Source organism: Saccharothrix coeruleofusca (assembly GCF_017876325.1).
GTDB classification, from domain to species: Bacteria; Actinomycetota; Actinomycetes; order Mycobacteriales; family Pseudonocardiaceae; genus Actinosynnema; species Actinosynnema coeruleofuscum.
Genome location: NZ_JAGINV010000001.1, coordinates 1,771,563 through 1,789,678, shown reverse-complemented (window position 1 = coordinate 1,789,678; position 18,116 = coordinate 1,771,563). Strand labels below are relative to the sequence as shown.

The window sequence follows — 18,116 nt, the reverse complement described above, 5'->3', positions numbered from 1 at the left end:
CCCGTACTCCCGGTCTCGCCGCTCCGCACACCGGGCCAAGCGCAGCGGCGGCAGATCCGGCCGCCGCCCTGTCCCGCTGCCCGGCCGCAGGCCCGCTGCCTGCCTGATCGGCCTGATCGGCGCGGGCCACGCCGCCTTGTGCTCACTCCGAGTCGAGTGAGTTCGTACGCATAACACTTTCGGGTGGCGACCAAACGGGTGATGATCACCGGCATGATCGTGATCATCTCCAGGGCGGGCGGCCGCGCATGACCACCCGCCGCCTGCTCGTGCTCCTGCCGCTCGTGCTCCTGCCGCTCGTGCTGCTGCTCCTGCCCGGCGCCCCGCCAGCCGGTGGCGCGGCGACCACGGCCTGGTGCCAGTCGCTGGCCGCGGGCGCGCCCGTGGTCGACGTGCTCGGCGACTCGGTGGCCCGCGGCGACCGCGCCGACGACGAGCACCGCTGGCCCCTGCTGCTGCAGCAGAGCCTGGTGGCCGACGGCCACCCCGGCGCGCAGGTGTGGTCCGGCGGCGCGGTGGCGGGCTCGACCACCGCCGACTTCCTGCCCGGCGGGCCGCAGCACGGCCACGTCGCCTTCACCCGCCACCGCCCCCCGCTGATCATCATGAACTGGGGCATCAACGACTGGCTCCAGCGGGTGCCGGTGCAGACCTACCGGCAGCAGTTCCAGGCGATCATCGACGAGGTCCGGGGCTACAGCCCCGACAGCCTCATCGTGCTGCTGCACAGCCCCTGGGTCTACCACCCGCGCTACACCGCCGAACTCGGCCCCCAAGCGCCCTACGGCGAGGCGATGCGCGACCTGGCCCTGACCAACAACCTGCCGATGATCAACCTGGAATGGGCTTTCCCCGGCGACAACCGCTGGGGCGGCTACCACGAGGACCTGGTCCACCCCAGCAACGCGGGCAACAACACCATCTTCGGCATCGTCCGCGAAGTCGCCATGCAGTTCTGCTCCCCGCGACGACCCGGCGGCCTGCCGCAGGGCGGCTGACACGCCACCGGACACCACGGCGACCAGCAGGCGGGAGCATCTCCTGCCCGCCCTCGCCGGCGATACGCCTGGTGCGGAAGGACGATCAGGCCGGAGGCGCGAGACCCCTCGGGGTGCGGGAACCCGTTCTGCGCGTCGACGACGAGAACTGCGGTGGTGGACGCGGCAGTCTCACCAGGGCACGGCCCCGGCGTCCTCGAACAGCCCGCCGCTCGGGCCGTCGTCGGGCAGCGTGGCGAGCCGGATGGCGATCCTGGCCCCTTCCTCGGCGGTGCTGGGGCCCTGGAAGTCGTTGAAGTCGGTGGCGACGTAGCCGGGGCAGGCGCCGTTGACCTTGATGCCGGTGCCTGCCAGCTCCCTGGCGTACTGGACGGTGATCGCGTTGAGGAACGTCTTCGACGGCGCGTAGGCCCCGCTGGGCCCACCCAGGTCGACCTCCGGCGCGGTCTGCAGGGTCAGCGAGGACAGGTGGCTGGACTGGTTGACGATGCGCGGGTGCGCGGAGCGGCGCAGCAGCGGCAGCATCGCGTTGATGACCCGGACCACGCCGATCACGTTGGTCTCCACCACCGCCCGCAGGTTCTCCGGTGTGACGGTCGAGGGCGCGTCCGGCCACACCCCGGTGATGCCCGCGTTGTTGACCAGCACGTCCAGCCGCCCGGCGCGCTGGTCGACCAGCGCGGCGGCGGCCGCGACGCTCGCGTCGTCGGTCACGTCCAGCGGCACTCCGAACGCGTCGACGCCCACCGCCCGCAGCTTCGCCACGGCGTCCTCCCGGCGGTGTCCGTCGCGCGCGCCGACGCCGACGCCGCAGCCCAGCGCGCCGAGGCCGGCCGCGATCTCGTACCCGATTCCCTTGTTCGCACCGGTGACCAGCGCGATCGTCCGTCCGCTCATGCCGTTGATCGTGGCCGGGCACCGGCGCGGCACCAACACCGCCCGGATCAGGCAGCGATACCCGACGGGTATGGATCGGCGCTAGCCTGGGCCGGTGGAGGCACGGGAGTTGCGGTACTTCGTCGCGGTCGCCGAGGAGTTGCACTTCGGCCGGGCCGCCCAGCGCCTGGGCATCGCCCAGCCACCGCTGTCGCGGGCGATCACCCGGTTCGAGCGGCGGCTCGGGGTCGCGCTGCTGGAGCGCACCAGCCGCAGGGTCTCGCTCACCGAAGCGGGGTCGGTGCTGCTGGCCGAGGGCCGGGCGATCCTCGGCGCGATGGCGGCCGCGGAGCGGCGCACCCGGCGGGCCGCGACCAGCAGGCCCTCGCTCGTCCTGGCCACCAAGGCGGGTGCCTGCGGGGACCTGCTGGCCGAACTGCTCGACGCCTACGCCGCCGAGCCGGGCGCCGTCGCCGTCGACCTGCTGCTGTGCGAGTCCCAACCCCAGCGCGAGCTGCACGACGGCCAGGCCGACGTGGCGCTGCTGCACCAGCCGTTCGACTCCACGGCCGGGCTGGACACCGAGATCCTCAACACCGAGGGGCAGATCGCCATCCTGCCCTCCGCGCACCCGCTCGCGAGCAGGGCCCGCGTCCGGATGGCCGATGTCGACGCCCTGCCCGACCTCCCGCCCGCCCGCTGGCCCCACCCCGACGGCGGCTACCCCGACGGCCCCGGCCCGGAGGTGCGCAACCAGACCCAGCTCTTCCAGCTGATCGCGCTGGGCCGCACCACCGTGGTCATGCCCGAGTCCAGCAGCGCCAACCTGGTCGACGGCCTGACCGCCGTGCCGGTGCTGGACGCGCCCGCCGTGACCACGGTCATCGCCTGGCCGCCGCACAGCCGCTCACGGGCGCTGGCCGACCTGGTCCGCACGGCCACCGCCCTGGCGGAGTCCTCTGTGGACGACTCCGGTCCATTGAGGACCGACGAGCGGGGGAACGGTCACCCGGCGCTGGCGAAGGTCGGCAGCGTGAGCGCCGAGTAGGCGGGCCGCTCCACATCGCCGGGCATGGCCGAGAGGGAGCGCAACCTGGCGTTGCGCTCCGCCAGCGCCTCGGCGGTCGGGGGGATCAGGGTGCCGCTCCCCTCTTCGACGAGGGCCTGGTTCATCTCCACGTACCCACGCGTGCCGCGTTCGTAGGCGTCGAACGCCTCGGCGTGGCCGTGCTGGCGGGCGAGTTCGCCCGCCAGCACGTAGGCGCCGACCAGGGCCAGACTCGACCCCTGCCCGGTGAAGAACGAAGGGGCGTAGGCGGCGTCGCCGACCAGGGCGACCCGGCCGCTGGACCACCGGGGCAGGCGGATCTGGCTGACGACGTCGAAGAACAGGTCGTCCGCGGCGCGCATCGCGGTGAGCATCCTCGGCACCTGCCACTCGTCGTCGGCGAACACCGAGCTGATGAGGTCGCGCTGCGCAGCGGGATCGCGGAAGGCGTCGAAGGGCGGCTCGGGGCGGGTGAAGCTGAGGAAGCCGTGCACCTCGTCGCCGTCGCCCGCGGCGTAGAGGGCGGCGGAGCGGCCAGGGCGGTTCCAGAGCACGCCCTCGTGGGAGAGCCCCAGTTCATTGGGCATGGTGAACCCCGCGAAGCAGTAGCCGAGGTAGCGGTGGAACCGCTCCTCGGGGCCGAAGACGAGTTCGCGGGTCGACGAGTGCAGGCCGTCGGCCCCCACGACGAGGTCGAAGGTCCGCCGTGCACCGCTGCGGAAGCCGACGTCCACACCGCGGTCGTGCTGGTCGAGCGCGGAGATGGAGTCGTTGAATAGGAATTCGACGTCGTCGCGGACGGCGCCGTAGAGGACCTTGGTGAGGTCCCCCCGGGGCAGTTCCACGTCGTCGCCGTCGTCGCCGACCGTCGTGGCGGTCGGGAGGGAGGTGACGGGACTGCCGTCGGGGTCGAGGAAGGTGATCCTGCGCGTGTCGACGTGCGCCTCCCGGAGCCGGGGCAGGACCCCCATCCGCCGGACGACCTCCACGGCGGTGCCCCGGATGTCGACGGGGTACCCACCGCCGCGGGGTGCGCCCGCCTTCTCCACGACCGTGACCTCGAAGCCGTGACGGTTGAGCCAGAAGGCCAGCGCCGGACCGGCGATGCTGGCCCCGGAGATCAGGACCGAGCCCTTGGACGAGGTGTTCACGCGTGCTCCTCCCCGGTCGGACGCGCACGGCGGCCGACCAGATAGCTAAGTCAGGTATCCTTTTTCGCGGCGCACCGGCGCCTCGCACCCGTGCCACCCCTGACAACTATATACCTAACTTAGGTATCGAAGTGAGTTGAGATGAACGACACACCGGCTCGGCGGTCGGCCGAGGAAGGCGAACCCGGAGTCGACCTGCTGGCGGTGCTCCCCCGCCTGACGCAGCTCAGCGGCATGCTCAACCGCAGCCGCCTGGTCGAGCGGGCGATCGACCACGCCGGGATCACGCTGGACCGGCCCGCGCTGTCGGTGCTGATCGTGCTGCACATGGCGGATCAGCCGCTGCGCATCGGCGAGATCGCCAAGCGCATGCAGGTCGTCGGACCGCACGTCACCCGCCAGCTGCACGAGCTGGAGCGGCGCGGGCTGGTGCGCCGGGTCGTGGACCCGGACGACCAGCGGGCGCGCCTGGTGGAGCTGACCCCCGAGGGGGCCGGACTGGCGGGCCGCTACCTGCGGACCATCCTCGGCTGGCTCACCGACGCCCTCGCCGACTGGTCCGAAGAGGAGCGCCGGACCTTCGGCCGCCTCCTCGCGCGGTTCGCCGACGACCTCACCGCCCGGCTGGCCGCCCTCGACGACGGGGAGCCGACCGCCCCCTGACGCGCGGGCGGGGTCGGTGCGGCGCGCGCACCGCGCCGCATCGACGACAGGCAAACGCTGTCCTGCCCGGTGTCCGCCATCGCCTCCGAGGTGCGCGGGGCGGACCGCGGCGCCGTCGCCCCCCACTCCGCGACCGCGTGGCGGGGGGCGGGCCTAGGGCGAGCGGGGCGCGGTCAGCTGGGGAGGAGCTTCGCGACGTCGGGGGCGTAGACGGTCATCCAGTGCGGGTGCAGCCGGTAGTAGACGACATCGTTGTCCCAGTCGAAGCCGTCCTCGCCGTAGAAGTCCTTGAAGTAGGCCAGCAGCTCCGGCCAGTCCGCGGCGGGCTCGCCGTCGCGGGGGTTGAGCACCTCCACCGCGCCGTGCGTGAACACGCCGAGGTCCTCGCCGCGCAGGTGCGCGGCGCTGACGGCGGGACGGGCGGCGAGGTGGCGCGCCTTGGCCGCGGTGGGCGCCGTGCCGAAGTGCCACTTGCCGTGCAGGAAGTGCCCGTCCACGGCGCTGACGCGCGGCTCGCCCTTGGCCGTCACGGTGGACACGGCCAGCGTGCACATGCCGGTCAGGACGCGGGTGAGCTGCCGCGCGGTGATCGTGCTCTCGGCGACGATCGAGCGGAGGTGGGCGGTGGAGCGGGACAGGGAGGCGTCGAGCAGGGACTGGAGCGCGTCGAGTTCTTCCGCCGTTTCACGCATGGGACCACCATAGGCAGGACCGGGTCGACCGCCGCACCGATCGCCGCGCGCTAGGGGTAGTAGCCCTGGACCGGAATCTTCGCCTCGTCGTACAGGTGGGGCCCGTCGGCGGGCACCTCGCGGAAACCGCCGGAGGTCTTCAACCCGTCGAGCTGGTCGGTCGACAGCGCGAACACCACGCGCCCGATCCCCGAGCGGGCCAGCGCCCCCGCGCACATCCCGCAGGGCTGGCAACTGGTGTACATCGTGGTCCCCGCCGCGGTGGCCGCGTCCAGCGACCGGGCCGCCCAGCGGGCCAGCTTCAGCTCCGGGTGGGCGGTGATGTCGTCGTCGGTCAGGCTGGAGTTGCGCTCCTCCGCCAGCACCGCCCCGTCCGGTCCGACCAGCAGCGACCCGAACGGCGGGTTCCCGCCCGCCCGCGCTTCGGCCGCCAGCGCGATGGCCCGCCGCAGGTGCTCTTCGTCCACCGGAACTCCTCCCACGCCGGTCACCACGTGGTCGAGGCTACGACCGGAACGCGGGACGCGGCCAACCGCATGACAAAGGATTGTCCTGCAGCTACTCCGTTCGGACCTTCACTTTTGTCGAAAACGTTCATAAGTTACAGGAGATCAACGCAAAAGTTACGCGATCAAGTGCGAAAGTGGCCCCCTGCCCCCTACGCCTCGTGGCCGATCTCCCTTCGGCGCCACCGCGAACGCGATCACCCCGCCGAACCGTGGCGCCGCGCCGAGTGCGGCTTCCCGCACTCCGTTCGGACCAGCCCCGTCGAGCCGGATGGAGAAGTATGGACGAACACGCCCAGACCGGGTGGTTGAGCAGGCTCATCTCCCGCCGCGCGGTGCTGACCACCACCGCGGTCGGCCTGACCGCTCCGGCGGTCGCGACCTCCGGCTTCGTGGCACCGCGCAGCGCGGCCGTGGCGCAGGCCGGAACCGTCAAGAAGGTCACCATCTACGCCGAAGCGCTGCCCGGCAACCTCTACGGCTACGGCCTGGAACCCGGCAAGGCCACGATCCCCGGCCCCACCCTGGAGGTCTACGAGGGCGACACGCTGGAGATCACCCTGGTCAACAACACCGACCGGCGGATGTCCATCCACCCGCACGGCGTGGACTACAGCACCGACTCCGACGGGGCGCCGCTGAACAACTCGTTCAACAACCCCGGCGAGACCCGCGTCTACACGTGGCGCACCCGCGAGATGACCAGCGCGGGCGGCGGGAGCAGGCGGTTCATGCCGGGCAGCGCGGGCTACTGGCACTACCACGACCACGCCATGGGCACCGACCACGGCACGCTGGGCATCGCGCGCGGCCTGTACGGCGCGCTGGTCGTGCGCCGCCGCGGCGACCTGCTGCCGGACAAGCAGTTCGTCGTGGTGTTCAACGAGATGTCGATCAACAACCAGGTCGCGCCGAACACGCCGATCTTCGAGGCCGACCTCGGTCAGCGGGTGGAGTGGATCGCGATCGGCCACGGCAACCAGTTCCACACCTTCCACCTGCACGCCCACCGCTGGGCCGACAACCGCACGGGCATGCTGGAGGGCCCCGCGGACCCCAGCCAGGTCATCGACAACAAGGACCTCAACCCCGGCAGCTCGTTCGGCTTCCAGGTCATCGCGGGCGAGGGGGTCGGCCCCGGCGCGTGGATGTACCACTGCCACGTGCAGACGCACTCGGAGACCGGGATGTCGGGGATCTTCCTGGTCCGCAACGCGGACGGCACCATGCCCGCGGGCGCCCAGGAGGCCATCGACCGCTTCCGGGGCCACCCGCACGGCTCGGCGGACCCCGGCGCGGCGACGGCGCCGACCCAGCAGCACGGTCACCACTGACACGCGCGACCACCGACACGCGGCCGACACGGCCCGCCAGCGAAGGAGTTGGGGATGGGCAGAGGGTTTTCTCCAGGAACACGCCGCCGAACAGCTCGGGCACTGCTGGCGGTGACCGCCGCGGCGGCGGTGCTCGGCGGGTCCCTCATCTCGACCTCCGCCGCCGCCGCACCCGCGCCCCCGGTGGCCGCGGCCCCGTCCACCGCCGCGGCGGGCGTCTCGGTCCTGGTCTTCCACGGGCCGGTGGCGCGGCAGGAGGACCCCGTCGCGCGCGCCGCGGCGGTGTTCCGCGAGATCGGCGCGGCCAGCGGCATCACCGTGGAGGTGTCCTCCGACCCGTCGGTGTTCACCGCGCGCGGGCTGGCCGGGTACCGCGGCGTGGTGTTCCTGTCCGCCGAGGGCGGCGAGCTGAGCGGTGATCAGGAAAGCGTTCTCCAGAACTACATCAGGGGTGGCGGCGGTTTCCTCGGCGTGGCCGACGCCGCCAAGGCGCAGCCCGACTCGACCTGGTTCACCGGGCTGATCGGCACCCGGCCGTTCACCGGCGACACCACCCCGGAGGCGGTGTCCGCGGTGGCGGCCAGCGCGGAGAACCCGCCCAACGAGACCAAGGAGAAGCTGACCGACGGCGACAGCCGGACCAAGTGGCTGGCGCGCACCCCCACCGCCTGGGTCTCCTACCGGCTGGGCACCGCCGCGGCGGTCAACCGGTACGCGCTCACCTCGGCCAACGACTCCCCCGGCCGCAACCCGCGCGACTGGACGTTGCAGGGCTCTTCGGACGGCACGACCTGGACCGACCTGGACCGCCAGAGCGGCCAGGTCTTCGACGAGCCCTTCCAGACCCGCACGTACCCCATCGCCACCCCCCGGCCGTTCCAGCACTACCGGCTCAACATCACCGCCAACTCCGGGGAGCCGCTGACCCAGCTGGCCGACCTGCGGCTGCTCGCGGGCGACCCGACCCCCGCGCCCACGCCGGGGGTCAACCGGGCCGAGGTCAACGTGCTGGACCGGCAGCACCCGGCCACCAAGGACCTGCCGCTCAACGTGACCATGACCGACCGCTGGTACAACTGGGCCCCCAACCCGATCGGCACCGTGCACACCGTCGCCCAGGTCGAGGAGTGGGGCTACGACGCGGGCCGGGGCGCCAACGGCCCCTTCCACCCGGTGTCGTGGTGCCGCGACTACGAGGGTGGCCGGTCCTTCTACACCGGCATGGGCCACACCGAGGCCAGCTACGGCGAGCAGGCGTTCCGCGCGCACCTGACCGGCGCGCTGAAGTGGACCACCGGCATGGTGCGCGGCGACTGCCAGGCCACCATCGCGGCCAACTACAAGGTCGAGCGGCTGACCGCGGCCAACCAGCAGGGGCAGCTGGACCAGATCGGCGAGCCGCACGGCCTGACCGTCGCACCGGACGGCACGGTGTTCTACGTCGGCAAGGCGGCCTGCCCCAGCGGTCCGGTGGTCCCGTGGACCGACCCGAAGGTCGGGCTGGGCTGCGGCACGATCCACCAGTTCACCCCCTCGACCAAGCAGGTCAAGCTGCTGGCCACGCTGCCGGTGATGGGCAACCGCGGCAGCGGTTCGGAGCTGGTCAAGAACGAGGAGGGCCTGCTGGGCATCGTCCCCGACCCGCAGTTCGACCGCAACGGGTGGCTGTACATCTACTGGATGCCGCACGACACCGTGGACCGGGAGAAGCGCACCGGCAAGCGGACCATCTCGCGGCTGACCTACGACAAGGCCACCCAGAGCATCGACCTGGCCACCCGCAAGGACCTGCTGCAGTGGACCGTCCAGCAGCACAGCTGCTGCCACGCGGGCGGCGGCATGGCCTTCGACGCCAAGGGCAACCTCTACGTCGGCTCCGGTGACAGCAACTCCTCCGAGGGCTCGCAGGGCTACTCCGGCAACAACTGGACCGCCGAGTGGCAGGGCCTGTCCTTCCAGGACGCCCGCCGCACCGCGGGCAACACCAACGACCTCAACGGCAAGATCATCCGCATCCACCCCGAGCCCGACGGCACCTACACCATCCCGCAGGGCAACCTGTTCCCGCCGGGCACCGAGAAGACCCGCCCGGAGATCTACGTGATGGGCGTGCGCAACATCTCCCGGTTGCAGATCGACCCGGTCACCCAGTGGCTGACCGCCGCGTGGGTCGGACCGGACGCGATCGCGCCGAACCCGGAGCTGGGCCCGGCGAAGTACGAGACCGCGACGATCATCACCGAGGCGGGCAACCACGGCTGGCCGTACTGCATGGGCAACAAGCAGCCCTACCGGGACCGCAGCAACACCGACGCCACCCAGCTGACCGGTTGGTACGACTGCGACGCGCCCAAGAACAACTCACCCCGCAACACCGGCCTGGTGGACCTGCCGCCGGTGAAGAACAACATGATCTGGTACTCCCCCGGTGGCGGCGGTCCGGTCTTCCCGCCGCGGCCGGACGGCATCCCCACCTACAAGGCGGCCGACGCCACCTACACCCAGCCCTACCTGACCGGCGGCAGCCAGGCCGTGATGACCGGCCCGACCTACCACCGCGAGCTGGTCGACACCGCCAGCGGCGTGGCGTGGCCGCAGTACTGGGACGACAAGTGGTTCATCGGCGACCAGAGCAACTCGGCCAACCGGATCGCGGTGACCGTCGACCCGGCGGGCGTGCCGAGCGCGGCCGCCCCGGCGTTCGCCGAGACGCTGCGGGCGATCATCCCGCCGGGCACCGGCGGCAACCAGCTCTACAGCTGGATGGACGCCAAGTTCGGCACCGACGGCGCGCTCTACCTGCTCGACTACGGCGGCGGGTTCTTCACCCTGCACCCCAACCAGAAGCTGATCAGGATCACCTACCAGGGCGGGGCCAGCACGCCCGCGCCCGCACCGGCCTCGGTGGCCGTGCAGGACAAGCCGCTGACGGTCGCGTTCACCGGGTCGAAGTCCGGCGGCGTGTCCCACCGCTGGGACTTCGGCGACGGCACCGGCTCCGCCGAGGCCGACCCCCGGCACACCTACGCCAAGCCGGGCACCTACGAGGCCAAGCTGACGGTGTCCTACGCCGACGGCGAGACGCACACCGTGCCGTTGAAGGTCGACGTCGGCTGCGCCGTGCCCGACGACCGCGACTCGGTGTGGCTGGGCGGGGTCGACTCCGGTGTGCCCAACAAGCCGGTCGGCGGCGGCTGCACGGTCAACGACCTGGTCGACGACGAGAGCTCGTGGGCCGACCACGGCGCGTTCGTCCGGCACGTCACCGCGGTGGCCGACCGGTTGCAGCGCGACGGCGTGATCACCGCGCGGGAGAACAGCGCCCTGGCGCGCGCCGCGGCGCGCTCGGACGTCGGCACGGCCGCCAACACCGGCTACAAGCCGATCTTCGACGGCACCGCGCAGTCGCTGCTGGGCTGGACGCAGGCACCCTCCGGGTCGTTCTCGATCCAGCCCGACGGCGTGCTGCGCTCCTCCGGCGGGCTGGGCATGCTGTGGTACTCCGATCAGCAGTTCGGGGACTTCTCGCTGCGGCTGCAGTTCCGCGACTCCTCCCCCGACGGCGCACGCGCCAACAGCGGTGTGCTCACCAGGTTCCCGGACCCGCGCACCCCGCTGGACCAGCGACCGCCGGACAGCTGCGGCACCGTGGGCAGCGCCCGCACCTCGCCCGCGTGGGTGGCCATCTTCTGCGGCCACGAGATCCAGATCTACGACGGCGAGACCGGCGAGACGCAGAAGACCGGCTCGGTGTACAACTTCGACCCCGTCGGCCTGCCCGGCTCCGGCGCGACCCCCAAGGGCGTGTGGAACGACTACGAGATCCGGGTGGTCGGGCAGCACTACACCATCATCCGCAACGGCGTGGTGATCAACGAGTTCGACAACGCACCGGGCAAGCAGTCCTCCCGCGCCGGTGACCCGCCGACCGACCTGCGGCAGTTCGCCGCCGGTTTCCTCGGGCTGCAGAACCACGGCACCAACGACGTGATCGATTTCCGCAACATCCGGGTGCGGTCGCTGTGACCGCCGGGCGGGTGGGCACGCGGGTGGGCGTGCCCACCCGCCCGCCGCACCCGGTCGCCCGCGCTCAGGGAAGGTGCTCAATGTCCCGACGTCCGATCGCCGCGCTGGCGGGCGCGCTGCTGGTGCTCTCCGCGATCACCGCGCTGCCCGCCTCCGCCGCTCCCCCGCCCGCGCCCGTCGCCGCCCAGGTGCTCACGTGGACCGCGGACAACGACATCACCCGCTACAAGTCCGCGCCCACCACGGCGGTGGCGGGTGCGACGACCATCGTGTTCGAGAACAGCGAGGCGACCGGCAACACCACCGGGATGTCGCACACGCTGACCTTCGACACCGAGACCCCCGGTTACAACCACGACGTCCCGGTCAACATCCTGGCCAACCCGTTCGACCCCGAGAACGGCAGGCACGAGGTCGACGTGGTGCTCACCCCCGGCAAGTACCGCTACTACTGCGCTATCTCCGGGCACAGCACGATGGTCGGCGAGTTCACCGTGGTCGAGGGGGGCGGCCAGGACACCACCCCACCGGCGGTCTCTGCCGAGGTGACCGGTCCGCGCGACGTCAACGGCGACTACCTCGGCTCCGCCACGGTCGCGGTGTCGGCCTCCGACGCCCAGTCCGGGGTGGCGCTGGTGGAGTACCAGGTCGACGACACGGGGTTCGAGCCCTACACCGAGCCGGTCCGGGTCACCGCGATCGGCGACCACTCGGTGCAGTTCCGGGCGACCGACGAGGCGGGCAACACCTCACCGGTCGGGTCCGTGCGGTTCCGGGTGGTCGAGCAGCCCTCGGACACGACTCCACCGACGGTGGCACCGGAGGTGGCCGGGACCAAGGACGCCAACGGCGACTACGTCGGCAAGGCCACGGTCACCCTCACCGCCACCGATGCCGACTCGGGGGTCCGCACCACCGAGTACAACCTCGACGGCGGCCCCTGGACCACCTACACCGCCCCGGTCGAAGTCACCGCGCCCGGCTCGCACATGGTCCACTACCGCGCCACCGACAACGCGGGCAACACCTCACCGGAAGGCATGACCGCCTTCACCATCGCCGCGAGCGACACCACCCCGCCCGACGTCGAGGCCGCCGTGACCGGCGACCGGAACACCGACGGCGACTACGTCGGCAAGGCCACGGTCACCCTCACCGCCACCGACACCGGCTCCGGGGTCCGCACCACCGAGTACAACCTCGACGGCGGCCCCTGGACCACCTACACCGCCCCCGTCGAGGTCACCGCGATCGGCAGGCACACCGTCCATCACCGGGCGACCGACAACGCGGGCAACACCTCCCCCGAGGGCGCGGTGGAGTTCACCGTCGCGGAACGCCCCACCGAGGACACCACGCCGCCCGAGGCCAACGCCACCGTGACCGGCGACCGGGACTCCGGGGGCAACTACCTCGGCAGCGCGACGGTGACCATCACCGCCACCGACAGCCAGTCGGGGGTCGGGGTCGTCGAGTACAAAGTGGACGATGCCAGCTGGACCCCTTACACCGCGCCATTCGCCGTCACCGCGCAGGGATCGCACACCGTCCGGTACCGCGCCGCCGACAGGGCGGGCAACAGCACGCCGGAGAAGTCGGTCTCCTTCACGGTCGTGGCCGCGGGTGAGGACGCCTGCCCCGGCTCCGACGTCAGGGACACCGTGGTCATCGGGGACGACGACACCGGTGTGCCGAACGCGGACACCGGCAACGGCTGCACCGTCAGCGACCTGATCGACCAGCACGGCGGCCACACCGACCACGGCGCGTTCGTCCGGCACGTCGAGCGCGTCACCGGCGAGCTGGTGGCCAGGGGGCTGCTGACCCGCCGCGAGGCGGGCGCCATCGTGCGCGCGGCGGCGCGATCCGACATCGGCAACTAGACCCGTTCGCAGCAGCAGGGAGAACGAAGATGGCCAGACGGACCGCATCCGCACTCGCCACCATCAGCGTCGTCGCGGCTTCCATGATGTTCACCGCCCACAGCGCCAGCGCGGGCCTGGTCACCCACTGCGTGGGCAGTGGAGGGGCGGTCACCGTCCCCAACGACCTGCTCGTGCCCGCCGGCGAGTCCTGCTCGCTGGAGGGCACGACGGTCACCGGCAACGTGCTGGTGTCCGCGGGCGCCAACCTGGTGATCAGCGACGGCACCGTCAACGGCGAGGTCCGGGTGGCCGCCGACGGCTACCTGGACACCACCGGCACCCGCGTCGACGGGCAGGTCGTGCTCGCGCCCGGCGGGTTCGGGGCGTCGCTGAAGAGCAGCAGCACCGGCCGGGTCGTGCTGGAGCCCAGGGGTTCGGCGCAGGCGGAGGGCTTCCTGTTCGTGGAGGACGCCTCGGCGATCGACGGCGACCTCACCGCGGGCACCGGTGAGATCAGCGTGACCGACAGCGAGATCACCGGCAGCGTCAGCACCAGCGGCGCCTACTTCACCGACCTGCACGGCACCTTCGTCGACGGTTCGCTGTCGGTGCTGAACAACGCCACGGGCAGCGTCGTGTGCGGCAGCACGGTCCAGGGCAGGGCCACGTTCGCGGGCAGCCGGGGCGGGGTCCAGCTCGGCCCGAACGGCACGCTGGACACCTGCGCCTCCGGCGGCTACTTCGCCAGGGACGTCAGCATCTCCAACACCAGCGGTGGCCGCACGACGCTGGACGACAACATCATCAACGGGCGGCTCCAGCTGTCGGCCAACACCCCGGCGGCCGAGGTCGCGGACAACAACCGGATCCGCGGCGGCGTCTCCGGCGAGCACACCGCGCCCGGCGTGGCGGGCGCCACCGCAGCGGACACCCGCGGCACGGCCGGGCAGCGCGCCCAGGCGCGGGCGTCCGCGGCGGAAGCGGCGGTGGCGGCCAAGGGAGCCGCCCGCCTCTGAGGCGGCGAACGGACCCGGACCCGCGAGCGTCGCGGGTCCGGGTCCACCGGTCGGTGGTCAGTACCCGACGGTGAACCGCGCCCGGCGGTGCCGGGGCCGTTCGGCTTCGTCGAGCAGGGCCACCGCCAGGTCCTCCAGCGAGATGCGCGACCGACCTCCGGCGTCCACCACGAGGTCGTCGCGGCCCGACCGGTAGCGGCCGGTGCGCGGGCCGGGCACCAGCTCGGCGGGCGGGCTCAGGTAGGTCCAGTCCACATCGGACTCGTCGCGCAGGAACACCTCCAGTTGCGCGGTGCAGGCCAGCGCGATCGGCCGCAGCTCGGGCGGGAAGTCCGGTTCCTGCTGGACCAGCACGCCGTTGGGGGTGCGCAGGCTGCTCGCGCCGCCGACGACCAGCAGCCGGGTCGCCCCCACGCCCGCGAGCAGGGCCTCGGCCGTGGCGGCCAGGTCCCGCTCCCGCCCGGCGGGTGGGCGGGTCGCGCTGATGACGACGTCGCGTCCCGCGCTCAGCCGCCGCACGTCCGCGACGTCGTCGGCCGCGCCGAGCGCGAACCCCTCCCGCGGCGAGCGCGCCACCGGGGTGACCTCATGCCCGCGTCGCCGTGCTTCGGCCAGCACGCGCCCGCCGACCGATCCCGCCGCTCCGAACACGGTGATCCGCACCGCTTGTCCCTCCTCCGGTCTGTGCCGCGACCAGCGCGGCGAGCACGATCGCGGCGCCTGCCAGCTGCGCCGCCGTCAGGTCCTGGTCCAGGGCGAGCCAGCCCACCACCGCGGCGACCACGGGGCTGAGCAGGCCGAGGAACGCTACCTCGGTGGCGGGCAGCAGGCGGACGCCGCGGAACCACAGGCAGTAGGCCAGTGCCGCGCCGACGAGTCCGAGGTAGGCGTAGCCCGCGGCGTTCTCCGCCGTCACCCCGGTGGGCAGCCCCTCGACCGCGAGGGTGACCGGCAGCAGCAGCACCCCGCCCACCACCAGTTGCCACCCGGTGGTCGCCAGCAGCGGCGCGGGCGCGGGCCAGCGCTTGCCCAGCACCGTGCCCAGCGCCATCACGACCGCGCCGCCCAGCGCCGCGGCCACGCCGAGCCAGTCCAGCGCGGCGTCGGCCCGCAGCACGAGCAGGCTCACCCCGGCCACGCCCGCGACGGCGGCCAGCGCCACGCGGGCGGTCAGCCGCTGTCCCAGCAGGCCCACCGCGAGCCAGGCCACGACCAGCGGCTGGACCGCGCCGACGGTGGCCGCGACGCCGCCGGGCAGCCGGTAGGCGGCCAGGAACAGCAGCGGCAGGAACGCGCCGATGTTCAGCGCGCCCAGCACCAGCGACCGCCACCACCAGTCGCCGCGGGGCAGCCGCCGGGTGGCCGCGACCAGCAGCAGTCCCGCGGGCAGCGACCGCAGGAGGGCGGCCAGCAGGGGCCGGTCCGGCGGCAGGTGCTCGGTGGTGACGTAGTACGTCGTGCCCCAGATCGCCGGCCCGAGGGCGGTCACGAGTCGATTGCTTAGCACTAAGACAATCTATCTCAGCGCTAAGGTACTTGGCCAGTCCCCGGACGCGGACCAGAGCTCGCGGGCGCGGTCGGGGCCTGATCCGGTCAGGTGCTGATCCGGTCGGCCGCGGGCCGCCGGGTGAGCAGGATTCCGCCGATCACCACCGCCCCGCCGACGAACGTGTGCCACCCCACCGGTTCGGCCAGCAGCACCACGCCCAGCGCCGTCGACCACAGCGGCGTCACGTAGGTGACCGTGGACGCCACCGTGGGCCCGGCCTCCCGGATCAGGTCGAGGTTGATCACGTACGCGTACCCCGTGCTCACCGCCCCCAGCACCACCAGCGCCAGCAGGGCGTGCGCGCCCGGCCACACGGGCGCCCCGGACAGGACGGGAGCGGCCACCCCCAACTGGACGGTGGCGCAGGTGACCTGCACGGCCGACAGCGCGCTGGCCCGGTGCGGCCCGCCGGAGAAGAACCGCCGCGTGTAGGCGAACCCGGCGCCGTAGCACGTGGTGGCGGCCAGGCAGGCCAGACCGCCCGCCAGCACGTCGCCGTCCAGGCCCCGCCACACCCCCAGCAGCACCAGCACACCCGCGAAGCCCAGCAGCAGCCCCGCCAGCCGCGTCCGCGTCACCCGCTCATCCGGCACGACCAGCAGCGCGAACGCCAGCGTCGTCAACGGCGTGGTCGCGTTCAGCACCCCCGCCAGCACCGAGTCCACCTTCGACTCGCCGAAGGCCACCAGTGTGAACGGCACCGAGTTGAGCAGCACCGCGATCACCGCCGCGTGCCCCCACGTGCGCGGGTCGCGCGGCACGGCCGCCCCCTGCGCCGCGCAGATCGCCCACAGCGCCAGCGCCCCGAACAGGCAGCGGCCCAGCGCCACCTGCACCGGCGGCAGCCCGGCCTCCACCGCCACCTTGATCAGCGCGAAGCTGCCGCCCCACGCCGCGGACAGCAGCACGAACTTCCCAGTCGATCCCACGGCGCGAGGATCACCCGGCGGGGCATGATGAGTCCAACAAGTGCCCGCCAATCGCACATGAGAGACGCTCATGGCATTGAACTTCGCCCAGCTGCGCGCCTTCCTCGCCGTCGTCGACGAGGGCGGGTTCCGCGCCGCCGCCGACGCGCTGGGGCTGACCCAGTCCGCCGTCTCGCACGCGGTCGCCGCGCTCGAACGCACGCTCGGCCACCCCGTGCTGTCCCGCCGCGGCCGGGTCGCGCCCACCGCGTTCGGCGAGCAGGTGCTGGCGCACGCCCGCGCCGCCGTGGCCGCCTCCGCCGCGATCACCGACCTGGCCGAGCGCAAGCGCGGCGGCGCGCGCGGCACGATCCGGCTCGCCGCGCCGCCGACCGTGTGCCAGGGCCTGCTGCCCGACCTGCTGGCCCGGTGGCAGCAGGAGCTGCCCCTGGTGCGGGTCCGGGTCTTCGAGGGCGAGGACGACGAGGTCGCCGAGTGGCTGGCGTGCGGCGTGGTCGACATCGCGGTGCTGGTCGACCCGCCGCCCGGCTCCGGAGTGCCCATCGGCGAGGACGACTTCCGCGCCCTGCTGCGCACCGACCACCCGCTGGCGGCACTGCCGCTGCTCGACGTGGCCGACCTGGCCGACGACCCGTTCCTGCTGACGTGCTGCTGCTGCGAGCGGTACGTGCGGCAGGCGCACGCGGGCCACCCGTTCACCCCTCGGCACCGGGTGCGCGAGCTGGGCACGCTGCTGGCCATGGTCCGCGCGGGCATGGGCGTGTCGATCGTGCCCGGCCTGGTGGCGTCCACCCTGCCCGCCGACCTGGTGCTGGTGCCGCTGCGCACTCGGGTCGCGCGCAGGCTCGTCCTCGGCGGCCCGGCCGATCGCCAGTGGCACCCGGCCGTCACCGCCATGGTCGACTCGGTCCGGCTGTCACCCCGCTCGTCCGGCGCCGACGGCACGACCTAGGGTGGACAGGCGTGGCGGATCACGTGGACCTCGTGCTGGACCAGTGGCGAGCGCAGCGCCCCGACCTGGACGTGTCGCCGATGGCGGTGATCGGACGGCTGTCCCGCCTGGCCCGGCTGGTCGACGGCCGGTTGCGGACCACGTTCGCCGCGCACGGGCTGGACCGGGCCTCGTTCGACGTGCTGGCCACCCTGCGCCGCAGCCCGCCACCGCACCGCCTCACCCCCACCGAGCTGATGCGGGCGTCCATGGTCACCTCCGGCGCGGTCACCCAGCGCCTGGACCGCCTCGAGGCACGCGGACTGGTCACCCGCGAGCCCAGCCGGGCCGACGGCCGGGGCGTGGTCGTCGGGCTGACCCCGGACGGCCTGCGCCTGGTCGAGCAGACCCTGCCCGACCACCTCGCCACCGAGCGCCGGGTGCTCGACGCGCTGTCCGCGCGGGAGCGGGAGGAGCTGGCGGCGACGCTGCGCAAGCTGCTGGAGGCGCTGGGCGACCTGCGGCCGTGAGG

General features: G+C 72.9%; 16 protein-coding genes. 9 read left to right on the top strand and 7 right to left on the bottom strand.

Going from position 1 to position 18,116, the window contains the following annotated elements:
* The first annotated feature begins 248 nt into the window (after positions 1-248).
* Positions 249-998: an SGNH/GDSL hydrolase family protein gene (locus tag JOF41_RS08445; protein WP_209617536.1), complete on the top strand. Its 750-nt coding sequence runs from the start codon at positions 249-251 to the stop codon at positions 996-998.
* Between the two features lie 171 nt (positions 999-1,169).
* Here JOF41_RS08445 and JOF41_RS08440 read toward each other — a convergent pair whose 3' ends face one another.
* Positions 1,170-1,895: an SDR family oxidoreductase gene (locus JOF41_RS08440; protein ID WP_209617534.1), complete on the bottom strand. Its 726-nt coding sequence runs from the start codon at positions 1,893-1,895 to the stop codon at positions 1,170-1,172.
* Between the two features lie 94 nt (positions 1,896-1,989).
* On the opposite strand from JOF41_RS08440, the gene JOF41_RS08435 reads away from it, so the two are divergent.
* The gene (locus JOF41_RS08435) at positions 1,990-2,922 is read left to right on the top strand and encodes a LysR family transcriptional regulator (RefSeq protein WP_209617531.1); all 933 of its coding nucleotides are present in this window, start codon (positions 1,990-1,992) and stop codon (positions 2,920-2,922) included.
* On the opposite strand, the gene JOF41_RS08430 is transcribed toward JOF41_RS08435, so the two are convergent.
* Positions 2,880-4,073, bottom strand: coding sequence for an FAD-dependent monooxygenase (locus JOF41_RS08430; protein ID WP_209617528.1), 1,194 nt, complete (start codon positions 4,071-4,073; stop codon positions 2,880-2,882). The genes JOF41_RS08435 and JOF41_RS08430 overlap by 43 nt on opposite strands.
* Before the next feature lie 141 nt (positions 4,074-4,214).
* Here JOF41_RS08430 and JOF41_RS08425 point away from each other — a divergent pair, with 141 nt between their 5' ends.
* Positions 4,215-4,736: a MarR family winged helix-turn-helix transcriptional regulator gene (locus JOF41_RS08425; protein ID WP_189227531.1), complete on the top strand. Its 522-nt coding sequence runs from the start codon at positions 4,215-4,217 to the stop codon at positions 4,734-4,736.
* Positions 4,737-4,909: 173 nt separating this feature from the next.
* Here the strand turns inward: JOF41_RS08425 and JOF41_RS08420 are convergent, their stop codons facing one another.
* Positions 4,910-5,428: a pyridoxamine 5'-phosphate oxidase family protein gene (locus JOF41_RS08420; protein WP_189227530.1), complete on the bottom strand. Its 519-nt coding sequence runs from the start codon at positions 5,426-5,428 to the stop codon at positions 4,910-4,912.
* Positions 5,429-5,478: 50 nt separating this feature from the next.
* Positions 5,479-5,895 carry a nucleoside deaminase gene (locus JOF41_RS08415; protein WP_229796383.1) on the bottom strand — a complete coding sequence of 139 codons (417 nt, stop codon included), beginning with the start codon at positions 5,893-5,895 and terminating at the stop codon, positions 5,479-5,481.
* A gap of 320 nt (positions 5,896-6,215) precedes the next feature.
* Between JOF41_RS08415 and JOF41_RS08410 the strand changes: the two genes are divergently transcribed.
* The 4 genes from JOF41_RS08410 to JOF41_RS08395 all read left to right on the top strand — a co-directional run bounded on the left by JOF41_RS08410 (position 6,216) and on the right by JOF41_RS08395 (position 14,175).
* Positions 6,216-7,268: a multicopper oxidase domain-containing protein gene (locus JOF41_RS08410; protein WP_209617526.1), complete on the top strand. Its 1,053-nt coding sequence runs from the start codon at positions 6,216-6,218 to the stop codon at positions 7,266-7,268.
* Positions 7,269-7,322: 54 nt separating this feature from the next.
* The gene (locus JOF41_RS08405) at positions 7,323-11,294 is read left to right on the top strand and encodes a ThuA domain-containing protein (protein WP_209617523.1); all 3,972 of its coding nucleotides are present in this window, start codon (positions 7,323-7,325) and stop codon (positions 11,292-11,294) included.
* Positions 11,295-11,374: 80 nt separating this feature from the next.
* Positions 11,375-13,177: an OmpL47-type beta-barrel domain-containing protein gene (locus JOF41_RS08400; protein ID WP_244989541.1), complete on the top strand. Its 1,803-nt coding sequence runs from the start codon at positions 11,375-11,377 to the stop codon at positions 13,175-13,177.
* A gap of 29 nt (positions 13,178-13,206) precedes the next feature.
* Positions 13,207-14,175, top strand: a complete 969-nt coding sequence (locus JOF41_RS08395; protein ID WP_209617521.1) for a hypothetical protein — start codon at positions 13,207-13,209, stop codon at positions 14,173-14,175.
* A 57-nt stretch (positions 14,176-14,232) separates the two neighbouring features.
* Here the strand turns inward: JOF41_RS08395 and JOF41_RS08390 are convergent, their stop codons facing one another.
* The 3 genes from JOF41_RS08390 to JOF41_RS08380 form a co-directional block, all read right to left on the bottom strand.
* The gene (locus JOF41_RS08390; RefSeq protein WP_307867700.1) at positions 14,233-14,793 is read right to left on the bottom strand and encodes an NAD(P)-dependent oxidoreductase; all 561 of its coding nucleotides are present in this window, start codon (positions 14,791-14,793) and stop codon (positions 14,233-14,235) included.
* On the bottom strand, positions 14,762-15,664 hold the full coding sequence (locus JOF41_RS38165) for an EamA family transporter (protein WP_307867310.1): 903 nt from the start codon (positions 15,662-15,664) through the stop codon (positions 14,762-14,764). Before JOF41_RS38165 ends, JOF41_RS08390 begins: the two co-directional genes overlap by 32 nt.
* 104 nt (positions 15,665-15,768) lie before the next feature.
* Complete coding sequence (locus JOF41_RS08380) at positions 15,769-16,653, bottom strand: DMT family transporter (RefSeq protein ID WP_307867308.1); 885 nt, start codon at positions 16,651-16,653, stop codon at positions 15,769-15,771.
* A 70-nt stretch (positions 16,654-16,723) separates the two neighbouring features.
* Between JOF41_RS08380 and JOF41_RS08375 the strand changes: the two genes are divergently transcribed.
* Both JOF41_RS08375 and JOF41_RS08370 read left to right on the top strand, forming a co-directional pair.
* Positions 16,724-17,605 carry a LysR family transcriptional regulator gene (locus JOF41_RS08375; RefSeq protein WP_209617510.1) on the top strand — a complete coding sequence of 294 codons (882 nt, stop codon included), beginning with the start codon at positions 16,724-16,726 and terminating at the stop codon, positions 17,603-17,605.
* An 11-nt stretch (positions 17,606-17,616) separates the two neighbouring features.
* On the top strand, positions 17,617-18,114 hold the full coding sequence (locus JOF41_RS08370; RefSeq protein WP_209617507.1) for a MarR family winged helix-turn-helix transcriptional regulator: 498 nt from the start codon (positions 17,617-17,619) through the stop codon (positions 18,112-18,114).
* The last annotated feature ends 2 nt before the right edge of the window (positions 18,115-18,116 follow it).

Bases quoted from the DNA above. Each gene is read 5' to 3' on its own strand.
- JOF41_RS08420 (WP_189227530.1), bottom strand. From the start codon at position 5,428: ATGCGTGAAACGGCGGAAGAACTCGACGCGCTCCAGTCCCTGCTCGAC.
- JOF41_RS08405 (WP_209617523.1), top strand. From the start codon at position 7,323: ATGGGCAGAGGGTTTTCTCCAGGAACACGCCGCCGAACAGCTCGGGCA.
- JOF41_RS08400 (WP_244989541.1), top strand. From the start codon at position 11,375: ATGTCCCGACGTCCGATCGCCGCGCTGGCGGGCGCGCTGCTGGTGCTC.
- JOF41_RS08440 (WP_209617534.1), bottom strand. From the start codon at position 1,895: ATGAGCGGACGGACGATCGCGCTGGTCACCGGTGCGAACAAGGGAATC.
- JOF41_RS08375 (WP_209617510.1), top strand. From the start codon at position 16,724: ATGGCATTGAACTTCGCCCAGCTGCGCGCCTTCCTCGCCGTCGTCGAC.
- JOF41_RS08445 (WP_209617536.1), top strand. From the start codon at position 249: ATGACCACCCGCCGCCTGCTCGTGCTCCTGCCGCTCGTGCTCCTGCCG.
- JOF41_RS08425 (WP_189227531.1), top strand. From the start codon at position 4,215: ATGAACGACACACCGGCTCGGCGGTCGGCCGAGGAAGGCGAACCCGGA.
- JOF41_RS08410 (WP_209617526.1), top strand. From the start codon at position 6,216: ATGGACGAACACGCCCAGACCGGGTGGTTGAGCAGGCTCATCTCCCGC.
- JOF41_RS08395 (WP_209617521.1), top strand. From the start codon at position 13,207: ATGGCCAGACGGACCGCATCCGCACTCGCCACCATCAGCGTCGTCGCG.